Annotated in this window: 14 protein-coding genes; 8 read left to right on the top strand and 6 right to left on the bottom strand. The window is 70.4% G+C overall.

Annotation, left to right across the window (positions count from 1 at the left end; genetic code table 11):
- Positions 1–21 precede the first annotated feature (21 nt).
- The 3 genes from OG299_RS26695 to OG299_RS26705 all read right to left on the bottom strand — a co-directional run bounded on the left by OG299_RS26695 (position 22) and on the right by OG299_RS26705 (position 2,916).
- Complete coding sequence (locus OG299_RS26695; protein ID WP_266629551.1) at positions 22–882, bottom strand: DUF4429 domain-containing protein; 861 nt, start codon at positions 880–882, stop codon at positions 22–24.
- Between the two features lie 66 nt (positions 883–948).
- Positions 949–2,100, bottom strand: a complete 1,152-nt coding sequence (locus OG299_RS26700; protein WP_405706472.1) for an alpha/beta hydrolase — start codon at positions 2,098–2,100, stop codon at positions 949–951.
- A gap of 168 nt (positions 2,101–2,268) precedes the next feature.
- Positions 2,269–2,916 (bottom strand): TetR family transcriptional regulator, encoded by a 648-nt coding sequence (locus OG299_RS26705; protein ID WP_266629553.1) that lies wholly within the window; start codon positions 2,914–2,916, stop codon positions 2,269–2,271.
- 376 nt (positions 2,917–3,292) lie between these two features.
- Between OG299_RS26705 and OG299_RS26710 the strand changes: the two genes are divergently transcribed.
- Positions 3,293–3,694 carry a peptidase inhibitor family I36 protein gene (locus OG299_RS26710; RefSeq protein ID WP_266629555.1) on the top strand — a complete coding sequence of 134 codons (402 nt, stop codon included), beginning with the start codon at positions 3,293–3,295 and terminating at the stop codon, positions 3,692–3,694.
- Here the strand turns inward: OG299_RS26710 and OG299_RS26715 are convergent.
- Positions 3,675–4,484 carry a potassium channel family protein gene (locus tag OG299_RS26715; protein WP_266629557.1) on the bottom strand — a complete coding sequence of 270 codons (810 nt, stop codon included), beginning with the start codon at positions 4,482–4,484 and terminating at the stop codon, positions 3,675–3,677. The genes OG299_RS26710 and OG299_RS26715 overlap by 20 nt on opposite strands.
- Positions 4,485–4,619: 135 nt before the next feature.
- Positions 4,620–7,352, bottom strand: a complete 2,733-nt coding sequence (aceE, locus tag OG299_RS26720) for a pyruvate dehydrogenase (acetyl-transferring), homodimeric type (protein WP_266629559.1) — start codon at positions 7,350–7,352, stop codon at positions 4,620–4,622.
- A 447-nt stretch (positions 7,353–7,799) separates the two neighbouring features.
- On the opposite strand from aceE, the gene OG299_RS26725 reads away from it, so the two are divergent.
- The 6 genes from OG299_RS26725 to OG299_RS26750 all read left to right on the top strand — a co-directional run bounded on the left by OG299_RS26725 (position 7,800) and on the right by OG299_RS26750 (position 12,339).
- Complete coding sequence (locus OG299_RS26725) at positions 7,800–8,228, top strand: DUF3052 domain-containing protein (protein WP_266629561.1); 429 nt, start codon at positions 7,800–7,802, stop codon at positions 8,226–8,228.
- Between the two features lie 149 nt (positions 8,229–8,377).
- The gene (locus OG299_RS26730; protein WP_266633570.1) at positions 8,378–8,836 is read left to right on the top strand and encodes a peroxiredoxin; all 459 of its coding nucleotides are present in this window, start codon (positions 8,378–8,380) and stop codon (positions 8,834–8,836) included.
- Between the two features lie 167 nt (positions 8,837–9,003).
- Positions 9,004–9,579: a TerD family protein gene (locus OG299_RS26735; RefSeq protein ID WP_030160471.1), complete on the top strand. Its 576-nt coding sequence runs from the start codon at positions 9,004–9,006 to the stop codon at positions 9,577–9,579.
- Positions 9,580–9,736: 157 nt separating this feature from the next.
- The gene (locus OG299_RS26740) at positions 9,737–10,312 is read left to right on the top strand and encodes a TerD family protein (RefSeq protein WP_053688414.1); all 576 of its coding nucleotides are present in this window, start codon (positions 9,737–9,739) and stop codon (positions 10,310–10,312) included.
- A gap of 25 nt (positions 10,313–10,337) precedes the next feature.
- Positions 10,338–11,453, top strand: coding sequence for a DUF475 domain-containing protein (locus OG299_RS26745; protein WP_266629565.1), 1,116 nt, complete (start codon positions 10,338–10,340; stop codon positions 11,451–11,453).
- A 145-nt stretch (positions 11,454–11,598) separates the two neighbouring features.
- A complete protein-coding gene (locus OG299_RS26750; protein ID WP_266629567.1) occupies positions 11,599–12,339 on the top strand; it encodes a TerD family protein in 741 nt (246 codons plus the stop codon).
- A 68-nt stretch (positions 12,340–12,407) separates the two neighbouring features.
- Here OG299_RS26750 and OG299_RS26755 read toward each other — a convergent pair whose 3' ends face one another.
- Complete coding sequence (locus OG299_RS26755) at positions 12,408–13,178, bottom strand: TerD family protein (RefSeq protein ID WP_327362855.1); 771 nt, start codon at positions 13,176–13,178, stop codon at positions 12,408–12,410.
- A gap of 194 nt (positions 13,179–13,372) precedes the next feature.
- On the opposite strand from OG299_RS26755, the gene OG299_RS26760 reads away from it, so the two are divergent.
- Positions 13,373–14,539 (top strand): HpcH/HpaI aldolase/citrate lyase family protein, encoded by a 1,167-nt coding sequence (locus tag OG299_RS26760; RefSeq protein WP_327362856.1) that lies wholly within the window; start codon positions 13,373–13,375, stop codon positions 14,537–14,539.
- The last annotated feature ends 49 nt before the right edge of the window (positions 14,540–14,588 follow it).

The raw sequence follows: 14,588 nt of genomic DNA on the forward strand, positions 1-14,588 counted from the left end.
CGGCGCGGTGGCGGGCGGAGGTCAGGCGTCGGCGGCGAAGCGGTCGCGCAGGGCGGCGTACTCCGCGTCCGTCAGCAGGCCCGCGCTGTACAGCTCGCTCAGGTGGTGCAGGCGTTCGTCCGTGCGGGCCGCCGGGACCGCCGCCACCGGGGTGCGGCCGCGCAGGGCGGCGAGGACGGCCGCCGCGAACGGCAGCGACTCGTGCACCGCCCCGTATCCGACGCCGAACACCGCGGCCGCCAGGTCGTGGTCGGGCCGCGGGTCGCCGGTGGCGTCCCGCCGGAGCAGCCGCAGGTGGCCGCCCGGCGCCTCCGGCGAGCTCCACTCGACGCCGGTCAGCGCGGACAGCGGGTAACGCTGGTCGCCCGCCTTCCACTTGGTGCTCGTGGCGCCCGTGCGCGACCAGTGGAAGGTGACGGCCGAGCCGTCGAAGCCCAGCCGCGCGTCGTACGCCTTCAGCTGCAGCGGCGGCTGCGGCACCTCGACAAGGAAACGTTCCGCCGGATCGGCGGCATCCGGGCCCAGCCGGGCCCGTACGGCGTCCGCGAACTCGGCCGCCTGCGCGGCCCGGTCCCCGGGCAGCACCAGCCGGTACGGATCGCAGACCGCGCGCAGCTGCCCGGCGGCGGCCTCCATCAGCGGATCCGCGCCCGCCCGCGGCACGGCGTGCAGAACCACCGCGTCCCGTTTCCCCCCGGACCCGGTCGCGTTCACGCTCACCCCCGACAACGCCTCGAAGGGGATCCGCCGCGCCCCGAGGGCGTGCAGGAGTCTCGGACTCCTCGGCGTTCTTATCCCCCGTGCGAAGCGGATGAGCACCGAGTCCGAGTCGAACTCCCAGACGGCATGGTTTCCGGCCAGTACGTCACCCATGCGGCACATCGTAAGGGGACGTACCCCCGCGCGTCCCCCTCGATGCAGAGCCCGTTTTCCGAGGCTCTACACGTGTCAGTCCCCGTCTGTCCCGGAAATTCCACGGCGGCACGCATCGTCGCCGGTCGCGCACACCACGGAACCGAACGCGCCGGTTCCGATTTTGGCGAAGTTGTCCAGGGATCCCGTACCTGGCTCGAAATAGCCGGTGTGGAGCTTCGCCCCGGCCGAGGACAGCAGCCGCGATCCGAAGTCCGGCGACACCGGGTCCGCCCCGTGGCCGACCCCGCCGACCTCCAGGTGCGGTACGTCCGCGATCCAGTCCCCGGCGTCCCGCGTCGCCCACACCCGCGCCGACGTGTGCAGCTCGGCCGCCGACCCCGCGCGCATCCCGGGACTGCCCGCCACCACCACGTCCGTCACCCGCTTCGGCAGCGCGTGCGCGGCGACCCCGCACACCACCGAGCCGTAGCTGTGGCAGAACAGCGCCACGCTCGCGTCGCCGGGCAGCGCAGCGGCCAGGGACTCCAGCCGTACGGCCCCGTCCATCGCCATCCGGCCGGTCGCCGCGTCCATGCCGACCCCGGTGGGAGCGGTGTAGCCGGCCCAGGCGATGACGGCGGTCCGGCTGCCGGGAGCCTGCGTGCGCTGGGCCTCGTACAGCGACTGCGCCATGCCGACGGGCGCGATGAGGCGGCGCTGGGTGCGCTCGAAGGTGAGCACGTCGGTGTCGACGCCGGGGACGATCACCGAGACCCGGTCGGCCCCGTCCAGGTCGCCGAACACCTCGGCGACGCGGCCGCCGCCGGTCGGGTCGAAGGCGAGGATCTGCCGGCCCGGCAGGGCCAGGGACTCGAAGCGGTGGGAGCGCCGGCCGGCCGTGGTGCGGTCTGCCGGGGTGAGGCTGACGTCCCGGCTGCGGGCCTCCTCCACGCGCTCGGCCTGCTCCAGGCCGCGCAGGTTGGCCCGGTAGCGCAGCGCGGCCGGCGCCCCGTCGAGGTTCCCGACGACCAGGGGGTACCCCTCGGCGAGCCGGGCCCGCTGGGATCCGTCGAGCTCGGCGAAGAACCGGGCCACGGTCCGTACGGGGGCATCGGCGGGCGGCACCGGGCGGCCGTCGATCCGGGCCGTGGACCAGGAGGCGAGGGCGGCGGCGCGCAGGGAGGTCCCGGCGTCGGGCCGGTGCACGGCGGTCCAGCCGGTGGTCGCCAGCATGATGAAGACCACCGCGAGCGCGAGCAGGGTGCGCAGGGCGGCGGGGCGCGGGTCGGCGCCGAAGGCGGTGGAGTGGGCGAGGCCGGGCAGGTTCACTGGGACCAGCGTAGGAGACCGGATCCGGGCGCGGCGCCCAGGGTGACCGGGTTCACGGCCGACCGTGCGACCCCGTACGGATGTTCAGCGCCACTCCGCGGCGAGCGCGGGGCCGATCTGGTCAAGGCAGGCCTCGGTCATCCGCCGGATCGAGGCCACGCTGGCGTCCTCTCCCTGCCCCCACAGACGCCCGGTGACCCTCATCACTCCGTAGAACGCGGCGACCGCCAGCCGCGGCCGCGGGTCGCTGTCCACGTCCAGCCCCTCACGCTCGGCGATCAGCCGGGCGATCCGCTCCTCGAGCCCGGTGGAGCGGCGCAGGTGGACGGCGAGCAGCGCCGGGGTCGACTCGATGAGCCGGTACGTGCGCATGTACAGGTCGACCGGGACCACGTCGCAGAGGGCCTCGTCGAGGGTGTCCCAGGCGCCGAGCACGGCGCCCCGCAGCGCCTCGAGCGGCCCCTCGGCGGGCGGCCGGGAGCGCAGCGCGGCGACGAAGTGCGACTCGACCAGGTCCTGGACGGCGAAGGCGGCCTCCTCCTTGTTGGCGAAGTACCGGAAGAAGGTCCGCTGGGAGACGTCCACGGCGTCGGTGATCTCGTCGACGGTGGTGTGCTCGTACCCCTGCGCGACGAAGAGGAGCAGGGCGGCGCGCAGCAGCGCGTCCCGGGTGCGCCGCTTCTTGCGTTCGCGCAGCCCGGGCGCCGCCGCCGGCCGCTCGTCGGTCCTCACCGGGGGTGTCCTTCCCGCATGCTCCGCATGCCGAATCCGACGCCGAGTGAGCGGTCAGGTTACCCGTGACGGACCTGGCGGCCACCGTCCCGTTAACCCGTTGGTGAGGGCCGCGGCCCGCACGGCCGCCCCGGCCGGCAACCCGATCGGGGACAGCCGGGAGCAGGCGCCGCCGCCCCGCTCCCCGCAGCTCACCGCACCGGCGTCAACCGCGTCCGCACGAGAGCGCCGGGGGGCGGTTCCGGCGGGGCCGTCGCCTATCAGGGTGGACCCGCCCGCGGCCCCTTCCGCACGGCCGTCCTCGCAGGTCAGCGTGGGGTCCGAGGCGCTCCGGAACCAGTCCGGGGAGCCCTGGTCCACAAGGAGTTGACCTGTCATGCGTACGAGTTCACCCGCACGGTCCACCACCGTCCTCGCCGCGACCGTCCTGGCCCTCGCCGCGTTCGTCCCGAGCACGGCAGGCACCGCACACGCCGCCGGCCCGCCGCCGGGCAAGGCCCCCGCCTGCGCCGCCGGGCAGCTGTGCCTGTGGGCGAAGCCGGAGTTCAAGGGCACCCGCCACGCCCACGAGCTGAGCACCATGGACATCAACAGCTGTACGGCACTGCCCGCCGGGACCAGCGCCCAGTCGCTGGTCAACCGCACCGGGCGGCCGGTGACCACCTACCAGTCGGCCGAATGCGCCGAGACCGGCGAGTTCCAGACCTACCCGGGCGACGGGGTCCAGCTGCCCCAATCGCTCTACCTGGTCAGGGCCTTCAAGGTGTGGGAACGCTAGCGCCGCCCGCCGCCGGGGCCGCTTCGGGCACCCGGGCCGGTACGTCGGCTCCCGCGCCCGGGGCGGCCGCCCCGCCGAGGCGCCCGATCTCGGCGCGCAGCGCCCGTACCTCCGCGGCCAGTTCGGCGATCGCGGCGGTCTGCGCCCGCTCCACCCGGTCGTCGCGCTCGAAACGGGAGATGAACCAGGCCGCGATGTTGGCGGTGACCACACCGAGCAGGGCGATCCCCGACAGCATCAGCCCCACCGCGAGCACCCGGCCGAGCCCGGTGGTGGGGGAGTGGTCCCCGTACCCGACGGTCGTCATGGTGGTGAAGCTCCACCACACGGCATCGCCCAGGTTCTTGATGTTGCCGTCGGGCGCGTCCCGCTCCACGCTCAGCACGGCGAGCGAGCCGAACATCAGCAGCCCGACCACCGCCCCCGCCACGTACGTGGTCAGCCGGATCTGCGGGGCCATCCGGGCCCGCCGGCCCACCAGCAGCAGCGTGGACACCAGCCGCAGCAGCCGCAGCGGCTGGAGCATCGGCAGCAGCACCGCGCCCAGGTCCAGCCAGTGGGTCCGCACGAACGCCTTCTTCGCCGTCGACAGGCCCAGCCTCATCAGGTAGTCGGCGGCGAAGGCCCCCCACACCACCCACTCGGTGACCGTGCACGCCCGGTGCACGACCGCATCCGCGTCGGGCGCGACGATCGGCACGGCGTAGGCGACGGTGAAGGCCACGGCGAGCACGAGCAGCGGGGTCTGGCTCCGCCGCTCCCACCGCAGCTGGCGGGAGGGTTCCTTCATACGGAGCATCGTAAGGAACAGGTAAAGCAGAACGGGCCGGCGCAGTGCCGCAGAGGCAGGGGCAACGGAAGCGGGCCGGGGCGCGCTCCCGCACACCCCGGCCCGCCGCCGTCGGCCGTCCGCCCCAGCGCAGCGCTACGCGTCGCCACCCGCGGCGCCCGGGTCGGCCGCCGAGACGTCCAGCAGCCGGTACCGGTCCACGGCCTGCTTCAGCGCGGAACGGTCGATCTTGCCCTCCTTGGCCAGCTCGGTGAGCACCGCCAGCACCACCGACTGCGCGTCGATGTGGAAGAAGCGCCGGGCCGCGCCGCGCGTGTCCGCGAAGCCGAAGCCGTCCGCACCCAGCGAGGTGTACGCGCCGGGCACCCACCGCGAGATCTGGTCCGGCACGGACCGCATCCAGTCCGAGACCGCCACGAACGGTCCCTCCGCACCCGACAGCTTCCGCGTCACGTACGGGACGCGCTGCTCCTCCTCCGGGTGGAGCAGGTTGTGCTCCTCCACCTCGACGGCCTCACGGCGCAGCTCGTTCCAGGAGGTCGCCGACCAGACGTCCGCCCGGACGTTCCACTCCTCGGCCAGGATCCGCTGGGCCTCCAGCGCCCACGGCACCGCCACGCCCGAGGCCATGATCTGCGCCCCGATGGAGCCCGCCGAGCCCGTGGACACCCGGTGGATGCCCTTGAGGATCCCGTCCACGTCGACACCGGCCGGCTCGGCCGGGTGCTGGATCGGCTCGTTGTAGACGGTCAGGTAGTAGAAGACGTCCTCGGACTCGGGCCCGTACATCCGCCGCAGGCCGTCCTTGACGATGTGCGCGATCTCGTACCCGTACGCCGGGTCGTACGCCACGCAACCCGGGTTCGTCGACGCCAGCAGCTGGGAGTGGCCGTCGGCGTGCTGCAGGCCCTCACCCGTCAGGGTGGTCCGGCCGGCGGTCGCACCCAGGACGAAACCGCGCGCCAGCTGATCGGCCATCTGCCAGAACTGGTCACCCGTGCGCTGGAAACCGAACATCGAGTAGAAGACGTAGACCGGGATCAGCGGCTCGCCGTGCGTCGCGTACGCCGAACCCGCGGCGATCAGCGAGGCCGTGCAGCCCGCCTCCGAGATGCCGTCGTGCAGCATCTGGCCGGTCGGCGACTCCTTGTACGCGAGCAGCAGGTCGCGGTCGACCGCCTCGTACTGCTGGCCCAGCGGGTTGTAGATCTTGGCGCTCGGGAAGAACGCGTCCATGCCGAAGGTGCGGTACTCGTCCGGGGCGATCAGCACGAAGCGCCTGCCGATCTCCTTGTCCCGCATCAGGTCCTTCAGGATGCGCACGAACGCCATCGTCGTGGCGATCGACTGCTGGCCCGAGCCCTTCTTGGCCGCCGCGTACGCCTTGTCGTCCGGCAGCTGCAGCGGCTTCGCGCGCACCACGCGGGTCGGCACGTAGCCGCCCAGCGAGCTGCGGCGGTCGTGCATGTACTGGATCTCCGGCGAGCCCGGGCCCGGGTGGTAGTAGGGCGGGGCGCCGTCCTCCAGCTGCGCGTCCGTGATCGGGATGTGCAGGCGGTCGCGGAAGCGCTTGAGGTCGTCGACCGTCAGCTTCTTCATCTGGTGCGTCGCGTTGCGGCCCTCGAAGTTCGGGCCGAGCGTCCAGCCCTTGACCGTCTGCGCCAGGATCACCGTCGGCTGGCCCTTGTGCGCCTTGGCCGCCGCGTACGCCGCGTAGATCTTCTTGTGGTCGTGGCCGCCGCGGCCCAGGTGCAGCAGCTGCTGGTCGCTCATGTTCTCGACCATCGCCCGCAGCCGCTGGTCGTCGCCGAAGAAGTGGTCGCGGATGTACGCGCCCGTCTCGGTGGCGTACGTCTGGAACTGTCCGTCCGGCGTCGAGTTCATCCTGTTGACCAGGATGCCGTCGCGGTCCTGCGCCAGCAGCGGGTCCCAGGAGCGGTCCCAGATCAGCTTGATGACGTTCCAGCCGGCGCCGCGGAACTGCGACTCCAGCTCCTGGATGATCTTGCCGTTGCCGCGCACCGGGCCGTCGAGCCGCTGCAGGTTGCAGTTCACGACGAAGGTCAGGTTGTCCAGGCCCTCGCGCGCCGCGATCGACAGCTGGCCGAGCGACTCCGGCTCGTCCATCTCGCCGTCGCCGAGATACGCCCAAACGTGTGACTTCGAGGTGTCGGCGATCCCGCGCGCCTCCATGTACCGGTTCATCCGGGCCTGGTAGATCGCGCCGAGCGGGCCGAGGCCCATCGAGACGGTCGGGAACTCCCAGAAGTCCGGCATCAGCCGCGGGTGCGGGTAGCTGGACAGGCCGTACGGGGCCTTCGACTTCTCCTGCCGGAACGCGTCGAGCTGCTGCTCGGAGAGCCGGTCCAGGAGGTAGGCGCGCGCGTAGATGCCGGGCGAGGCATGGCCCTGGAAGAAGATCTGGTCGCCGCCGTCGCCCTCGTCCTTGCCCCGGAAGAAGTGGTTGAAGCCCACGTCGTAGAGGGAGGCGGAGGAGGCGAACGTGGCGATGTGGCCGCCGACGCCGATCCCCGGACGCTGGGCGCGCGAGACCATGACGGCCGCGTTCCACCGGGTGGCGTTCAGGACCTTGCGCTCGATCTCCTCGTTGCCGGGGAAGAACGGCTCGTCCTTGGTGGCGATCGTGTTGACGTAGTCCGTGCTGCGCATCTCGGGCACGGCCACGCGCTTCTCGCGGGCCCGCTCGATCAGCCGCAGCATCAGATAGCGGGCGCGCTCACGGCCCCGCTCGTCGACGGCGGCGTCCAGGGAGTCGAGCCACTCCTGCGTCTCCTCCGGATCGAAGTCCGGGACCTGGCTCGGCAGGCCGCCAATGATGATCGGATTGCGATCGGATGCGGAAGCCACGCTGTTCCTTCGCTGTCAGGGGAGTCGTGCCATGGGGTTTCGCCGCCTCCCATCGTCTTACTCTTGGTCGGAATCGTCACCTGTACCACTGGGTAATCACCGGAGTCCGCGGCGATTCGGGGCGCAGTCGGCGGCCGGTCCGGCCAAACGGCAACCCTACGCCCAAGATGATCAGAGGGTTCGTAAGGCCGTTCGTCCCTCAAACTGGTAGGAAAGCCGTCTAGCGTCGCCGATGATGCCGAATGAGCTGGAATGGTGTGGGATGAATCACCAGACGTGCGTGCGGGAAGGCTGAAAGTTGCGGCGAGACGGCCGTAATCGTCACCGTTTCGACGGTCTCGGCGGCCGGGTACTTGCGCGATCCGCCGCGCCCGTGTGGACTACGCCCAATGCTGCGCGTACGCGCGCCGCCGAAGACATTCACCGAACATGAGCAGGAGGCACCCCGTGAGCGCGACCGCGGACCACGCGGAGAGCCTGGCCGCCCGGCTGGGTTTCCAGTCCGAACAGGTGGTCCAGGAGATCGGCTACGACGAGGACGTCGATCAGGAATTCCGTGATGCCGTCGAGAAGCTCGTCAGCGAGCTCGCAGACGAGGACTACGACGACGTCGCCGACGCGGTGTTGCTGTGGTTCCGCGACGAGGACGGCGATCTGACGGACGCCCTGGTCGACGCGACCGAGCTGGTCGAGGACGGCGCACTGATCCTGCTGCTGACCCCCAAGACGGGCCGTGACGGCTTCGTCGAGGCCAGCGACATCAGCGAGGCCGCCGAGACCGCCGGCCTCTCCCTCGCCAAGGGCCTGCCCGTCGGCAAGCAGTGGACGTCCACGAAGCTGGTGACGCCCAAGACCGCGGCCAAGACCAAGCGCTGAACCGCGCCCGCAGCCAAGCGGACAGGCACCCCGCCGACCGGATTCCCACCCGGTCGGCGGGGTGCGTGCGTTGCGGGCACCTGATCCCCATAGGCTGGGCCCACCCGAACAGCCCAATGCAGGGATGCAGGAACGAAGGGATGCGAGAGATGGCGATCGAGGTCGGCAGCAAGGCCCCGGACTTCGAGCTCAAGGACAACCACGGCGCCACCGTGCGGCTCTCCGACTTCCGCGGCGAGAAGGCCGTGGTGCTGCTCTTCTACCCGTTCGCCTTCACCGGTGTCTGCACCGGCGAGCTGTGCGAGCTGCGCGACCAGCTGCCGCGGTTCCAGAACGAGGACGTCCAGCTCCTCGCGGTCTCCAACGACTCCGTGCCGACCCTGCGGGTCTTCGGCGAGCAGGAGAACCTGGACTACCCGCTGCTGTCGGACTTCTGGCCGCACGGCGAGACCTCCCGCGCGTACGGCGTCTTCGACGAGCAGAAGGGCTGCGCGGTCCGCGGCACCTTCATCATCGACAAGGACGGCATCGTGCGCTGGACGGTCGTCAACGGCCTGCCCGACGCGCGTGACCTGAACGAGTACATCAAGGCCCTCGACAGCCTCTGAGCCCCGTCGGGAACCTCGGGCACTTGGTGCACTTCCAGCGGGTTCCGGCAACTGTTCACCGGGAAAGACGCCGGCAGGCGGGAACCCGTCACTAGGATCGAAACGTTGATCCCGGTAGAAACCGCACGACGGGGCGCCGCCCCACACATGAACCCAATGGAGGACCCGTGGGAGTCAGCCTCAGCAAGGGCGGAAACGTCTCGCTGACCAAGGCCGCGCCGAATCTGACGGCGGTCATCGTCGGTCTGGGCTGGGACGCTCGCACCACCACCGGCGTCGACTTCGACCTCGACGCCAGCGCGATCCTGACCAACGACCAGGGCAAGGTCGCCAACGACTCGAACTTCGTGTTCTTCAACAACCTGAAGAGCCCGGACGGCTCGGTCGAGCACACCGGTGACAACACCACCGGTGAGGGCGAGGGCGACGACGAGGCCATCAAGGTGAACCTGGCCGGTGTCCCGGCCGATGTCGCCAAGATCGTCTTCCCGGTCTCGATCTACGAGGCCGAGAGCCGCCAGCAGAGCTTCGGCCAGGTCCGCAACGCCTACATCCGCGTCGTGAACCAGGCCGACAACTCCGAGCTCGCCCGCTACGACCTCTCCGAGGACGCCTCGACCGAGACCGCCATGGTCTTCGGCGAGCTGTACCGCAACGGTGCGGAGTGGAAGTTCCGCGCCATCGGCCAGGGCTACGCCTCCGGCCTGCGCGGCATCGCCCAGGACTTCGGCGTCAACGTCTGAGCCTGCCAGCAGTCACCCGTCCGGCGCCGTGCACTGTGTGTACGGCGCCGGACGCGCTTTACAACGATCCACCGGCCGAGATCACCGGCCGGGCTTCACCGCCGGCCCGCCATGCGGGCGCGCCGCGATCACCACGTCGTCCGGGGAGGACCACAACATGGGCGTCACACTCGCCAAGGGGGGCAACGTCTCCCTGTCCAAGGCCGCACCGAACCTCACCCGGGTCCTGGTCGGTCTCGGTTGGGACGCGCGCTCGACCACGGGGGCCGATTTCGACCTCGACGCCAGCGCGCTGCTGTGCCGCGACGGCCGGGTCCTGGGGGACGCGTACTTCGTCTTCTACAACAATCTGAAGAGCCCCGAGGGCTCCGTCGAACACACGGGGGACAACCTCACCGGCGAGGGTGAGGGCGACGACGAATCGATCATCATCGACCTGACCAAGGTGCCGGTCGAGGTCGACAAGATCGTCTTCCCGGTCTCGATCCACGAGGCGGAGGCCCGCCGCCAGAGCTTCGGCCAGGTCAGCAATGCCTTCATCCGCGTGGTGAACGAATCGGACGGCCAGGAACTGGCGCGTTACGACCTCACCGAGGACGCCTCCAGCGAGACCGCGATGATCTTCGGCGAGGTCTACCGGTACGGCGGCGAATGGAAGTTCCGAGCGGTGGGGCAGGGGTACGCGTCGGGGCTCCGGGGCATCGCTCTAGACTTCGGGGTCAACGTTTCGTAAAGCCGTACAAGACGATGGGGTGCCAGTGGTTCTCAAAACCTTCGGCTGGTCGTTCGCAGTCACTGCGCTCGGTCTGGTCGCAGCGGGGTTCTACGGGGGAATGACCGGACTCGGGATCGTCGCGATCCTGTCCATCCTTGAGATCTCGCTGTCCTTCGACAACGCGGTGGTCAACGCCGGAATCCTGAAGAAGATGAACGCCTTCTGGCAGAAGATCTTCCTCACGATCGGCGTGCTCATCGCTGTGTTCGGCATGCGCCTGGTCTTCCCCGTCGTGATCGTCGCGGTCACCGCAGGCATCGGCCCCATCGAGGCCGTCGACCTGGCGCTGAACGACAAGGACATGTACCAGCAGCTGGTCACGGACGCCCACCCGGCGATCGCGGCCTTCGGCGGCATGTTCCTGCTGATGATCTTCCTCGACTTCATCTTCGAGGACCGGGACATCAAGTGGCTCGCGTGGCTGGAACGCCCGCTCGCCAAGCTGGGCAAGATCGACATGCTGTCGGCGTGCATCGCGCTGATCGCCCTGCTGATCACCTCCGCGACCTTCGCCGCCAACGCCCACCAGCACGGCGGGGCGCACGTGGACAAGGCGCAGACCGTCCTGGTCTCCGGCATCGCCGGCCTGATCACCTACATGATCGTCGGCGGTCTCTCCGGATACTTCGAGAACCGCCTCGAAGAAGAGGAAGAGGCCGAGCACGAGGCCGAGGAAGCGGCCAAGAAGAGCGGCAATCCCGTCTCGGCCGTCGCCATGGCCGGCAAGGCAGCCTTCTTCATGTTCCTCTACCTCGAAGTCCTCGACGCCTCCTTCTCCTTCGACGGGGTCATCGGCGCCTTCGCCATCACCAACGACATCGTGCTGATGGCCCTCGGCCTCGGCATCGGTGCCATGTACGTCCGGTCGCTCACGGTCTACCTGGTCCGCCAGGGCACCCTCGACGACTACGTCTACCTGGAGCACGGCGCGCACTACGCCATCGGCGCGCTCGCCGTGATCCTGCTCGTCACCATCCAGTACGAGATCCACGAGGTCATCACCGGCCTCGTCGGCGTGCTGCTCATCGCCTGGTCCTTCTGGTCCTCGGTGCGCCGCAACAAGCGCTTGGAACTGGAGGGTTCCGCCGCCGAGGCATGATCACGGCGGTAATGCGGAACGCTCCATCTGCGGGGCGGCCGGGCTGGTCTGCGGACCTTCCCGGCCGCCCCGTCCGCGTAGGCCGCGCTGTCCGCAAAGCGCTGTCCGCACAGCGCTGTCCGCACAGCATGAGGGGGGTAGGGGAATGGGATTCTTCGACGGGATCAGGGGCAGCCGGGCCCTGCAGTTCGACTCGGGCGGCGCTTCGGCGGCGATCGAGCTGACCAAGCGGCATCCGACGGTGTCGCTCACCAAACAGGGGGCGGTCCACGGCAACCTCCGGGTCAACCTGTCCTGGCGCATGCGCAGCTCGGACATCGGCGGCCGCAGCGGCAGCGAGGGCGGCCGGCTTCTGCGCCACCCGTTCAAGCTGTTCAAGCCCGACATGGTGCAGGCGCACACCCAGGGCATGGTCAACGTCGACCTGGACCTCGGCTGCCTCTACGAGCTGGCCGACGGCACCCGGGGCGTCGTCCAGCCGCTGGGCAACCTGCACGGCGACATCAACAGCCCGCCGTACGTGAAGCTCAGCGGCGACGACAGGTTCGGGGCGCCCTCCGGGGAGACGGTCTTCGTCAACCTCGACCACGCCGACGAGATCAAGCGGCTGCTGGTGTTCGTCTACATCTACGACCAGACCCCGGCCTTCGACCGGACGCACGCCATGGTCACCCTGTACCCGATCACCGGGCCGCGAATCGAGATCCCGCTGGAGGAGCGCCAGCCGCAGGCCCGCTCCTGCGCGGTGCTCAGCCTGGAGCACGTCAAGGGCGAGCTGATCGTGCGGCGCGAGGTGAAGTTCGTGTACGGGTTCCAGGCCGAGCTGGACCGGCTGTACGGGTGGGGCCTGCAGTGGGGGCGGGGCTACAAGAGCACCAAGGCCTGACCGGGTCCCTGTCCGAGGGCTGACCGGGGCTGACCGGGGCCCCGGGCGGGGTCCCGGTCAGGCGGGCGTCAGCGGCGGATGAACTGCGGGCCCTGCACCGGAAGCCGGAACGTCGGGTCGCCGCCCGGCGCCGGCACCGGCGCCGGGGACACCGGCTGCGGGTACCCGTACGCCGGCTGCGCGGCCGGCGGGGCCTGCGTCAGCGGCGCCGGCGGGGTCGGCGGGCGCATCGCGGCCGTCTGCTCGGCGGTCGGCCCGGCGGCGGGAGCCGCTCCGGACGAGGCCTCGGCGGCGTTCTCGTCGACGGAGATCCCGTGGTCGGTCGCCAGCCCGACGAGGCCGTTCGAGTAGCCCTCGCCCAGTGCGCGGAACTTCCACCCGTCACCGCGGCGGTACAGCTCCCCGCAGATCAGGGCCGTCTCGGCGCCGGTCTCGGGCTGTACGTCGAAGTAGGCCAGCGGCTCGGAGCCACCGGTCGCCGTGGCGTCGTACAGCAGGATCCGCAGGTCCCGGACCCGCTCGAACGGCACGTCCTCGGCCGAGGCCACCACCAGGACCCGGTCCACGACCGGCGGCACCGCACGCAGGTCCGCCTGCACGGCATCGGTGATCCCGTCGCCGAGCTGCTTCTTGCCGAGCCGCCAGACGGATCCCGAGGGGTGCCGGGGCTGGTTGTAGAACACGAAGTCCTCGTCCGAGCGCACGCGCCCGTCCGGGCCCACGAGCAGCGCCGAGGCATCGACGTCCGGCACCTCGGGGCCGCCGGTCCAGCGCAGCACCGCCCGGACCGCCACGGCGGTCACCGGGATGTTCGAGCCCTTCTGCATCGCGTGCGTCATGCCCGTCATCCTGCCCTCCCGGGGCGGCGCGGAACAACGCGGCCCCCCGCAGGGCCTTGTCCCGGACGAAAGACCTGGGCATGGTGCAAGAGGGTTACCTGAACTTCATGTGCTTGAGGAACTCTTGACTCATATTCGTACGTACTATTACCGGCCACGCCAGTTGGGCCGCCGAGGCAGTACGGGGGAAGCACATGCGTCACTTTGGGCACGTATCGCCCACCGTCCGTAAGGACCTCTTCCACCAGGAGCCGGCCGAGTTCACCGCCGCCTCGCCCGCCCGCATTCTGGCCGCCGCCCTCGGAGCCACCCTCTACAGCCCCGCCACCCGCCCCCACCTCGCCGCGGACGTCCACAAGCAGGCCGGCCGCGGAGTCGTCTCCATGGTCCTCTGCCTGGAGGATTCCATCAGCGATGCCGAGGTCGCGGACGCAGAGGACAACCTCGTCCGGCAGTTCGCCGCCCTCGACGCCGACGGCGGGGAGCTCCCGCTCCTCTTCATCCGGGTCCGCACCCCCGAGCAGATACCCGACCTCGTGCACCGCCTCGGCGGCTCCGCACGAAGACTGGCCGGATTCGTACTCCCCAAGTTCACCGAGAACCGCGGAACCGCCTTTCTCGACGCCGTCGCCCAGGCCGAGGCGGAAAGCGGACAGCACCCGCTGTACGCGATGCCCGTCCTGGAGACCCCCGACCTCCTCCACCTCGAAACCCGCGTCGAAGCCCTCGCCGGCATCTCCCGCACCGTCAACCGGTACCGCGACCGCGTCCTGGCCCTGCGCCTGGGCGTCACCGACTTCTGCTCGGTCTACGGACTGCGCCGCACCCCGGACATGACCGCCTACGACGTCCAGATCGTCGCCGGAGTGATCGCCGACGTGGTGAACGTGCTCAGCCGCGCCGACGGCACCGGCTTCACGGTGACCGGACCCGTCTGGGAGTACTTCCGCAGCCAGCAGCGCCTGTTCAAGCCCCAGCTGCGCCGCAGCCCCTTCCTCCAGGAAGGTGCCGAAGAGCTGCGCACCACCCTCATCGAGCACGACCTCGACGGGCTGCTGCGCGAGATCGAACTCGACCGGGCCAACGGACTCCTCGGCAAGACCTGCATCCACCCCGCCCACGTCACACCCGTCCACGCACTGTCGGTGGTCTCCCACGAGGAGTTCAGCGACGCCCAGGACATCCTGCGCCCCGAGCGCGGCGGGGGTGGAGTCATGCGCTCCGCCTACACGAACAAGATGAACGAAGTGAAGCCCCACCGGGCCTGGGCCGAGCGCACCATGCTGCGCGCCGAGGTCTTCGGTGTGGCGAAGGAGGAGGTCGGCTTCGTCGACCTGCTCACGGCGGGGCTCCAGGTGTGAGCCCGCCCTCGAACCCCTCGAGTTCCTCGAAAAACATGAACGGCTTGAA

The organism is Streptomyces sp. NBC_01296 (assembly GCF_035984415.1).
Lineage (GTDB): Bacteria > Actinomycetota > Actinomycetes > Streptomycetales > Streptomycetaceae > Streptomyces.

Excerpts from the sequence above, each read along its gene's own strand:
- OG299_RS26695 (WP_266629551.1), bottom strand. The coding sequence starts at position 882 with ATGTGCCGCATGGGTGACGTACTGGCCGGAAACCATGCCGTCTGGGAG.
- OG299_RS26710 (WP_266629555.1), top strand. The coding sequence starts at position 3,293 with ATGCGTACGAGTTCACCCGCACGGTCCACCACCGTCCTCGCCGCGACC.
- OG299_RS26715 (WP_266629557.1), bottom strand. The coding sequence starts at position 4,484 with ATGAAGGAACCCTCCCGCCAGCTGCGGTGGGAGCGGCGGAGCCAGACC.
- OG299_RS26730 (WP_266633570.1), top strand. The coding sequence starts at position 8,378 with ATGGCGATCGAGGTCGGCAGCAAGGCCCCGGACTTCGAGCTCAAGGAC.
- OG299_RS26740 (WP_053688414.1), top strand. The coding sequence starts at position 9,737 with ATGGGCGTCACACTCGCCAAGGGGGGCAACGTCTCCCTGTCCAAGGCC.
- OG299_RS26750 (WP_266629567.1), top strand. The coding sequence starts at position 11,599 with ATGGGATTCTTCGACGGGATCAGGGGCAGCCGGGCCCTGCAGTTCGAC.
- OG299_RS26755 (WP_327362855.1), bottom strand. The coding sequence starts at position 13,178 with ATGACGCACGCGATGCAGAAGGGCTCGAACATCCCGGTGACCGCCGTG.
- OG299_RS26760 (WP_327362856.1), top strand. The coding sequence starts at position 13,373 with ATGCGTCACTTTGGGCACGTATCGCCCACCGTCCGTAAGGACCTCTTC.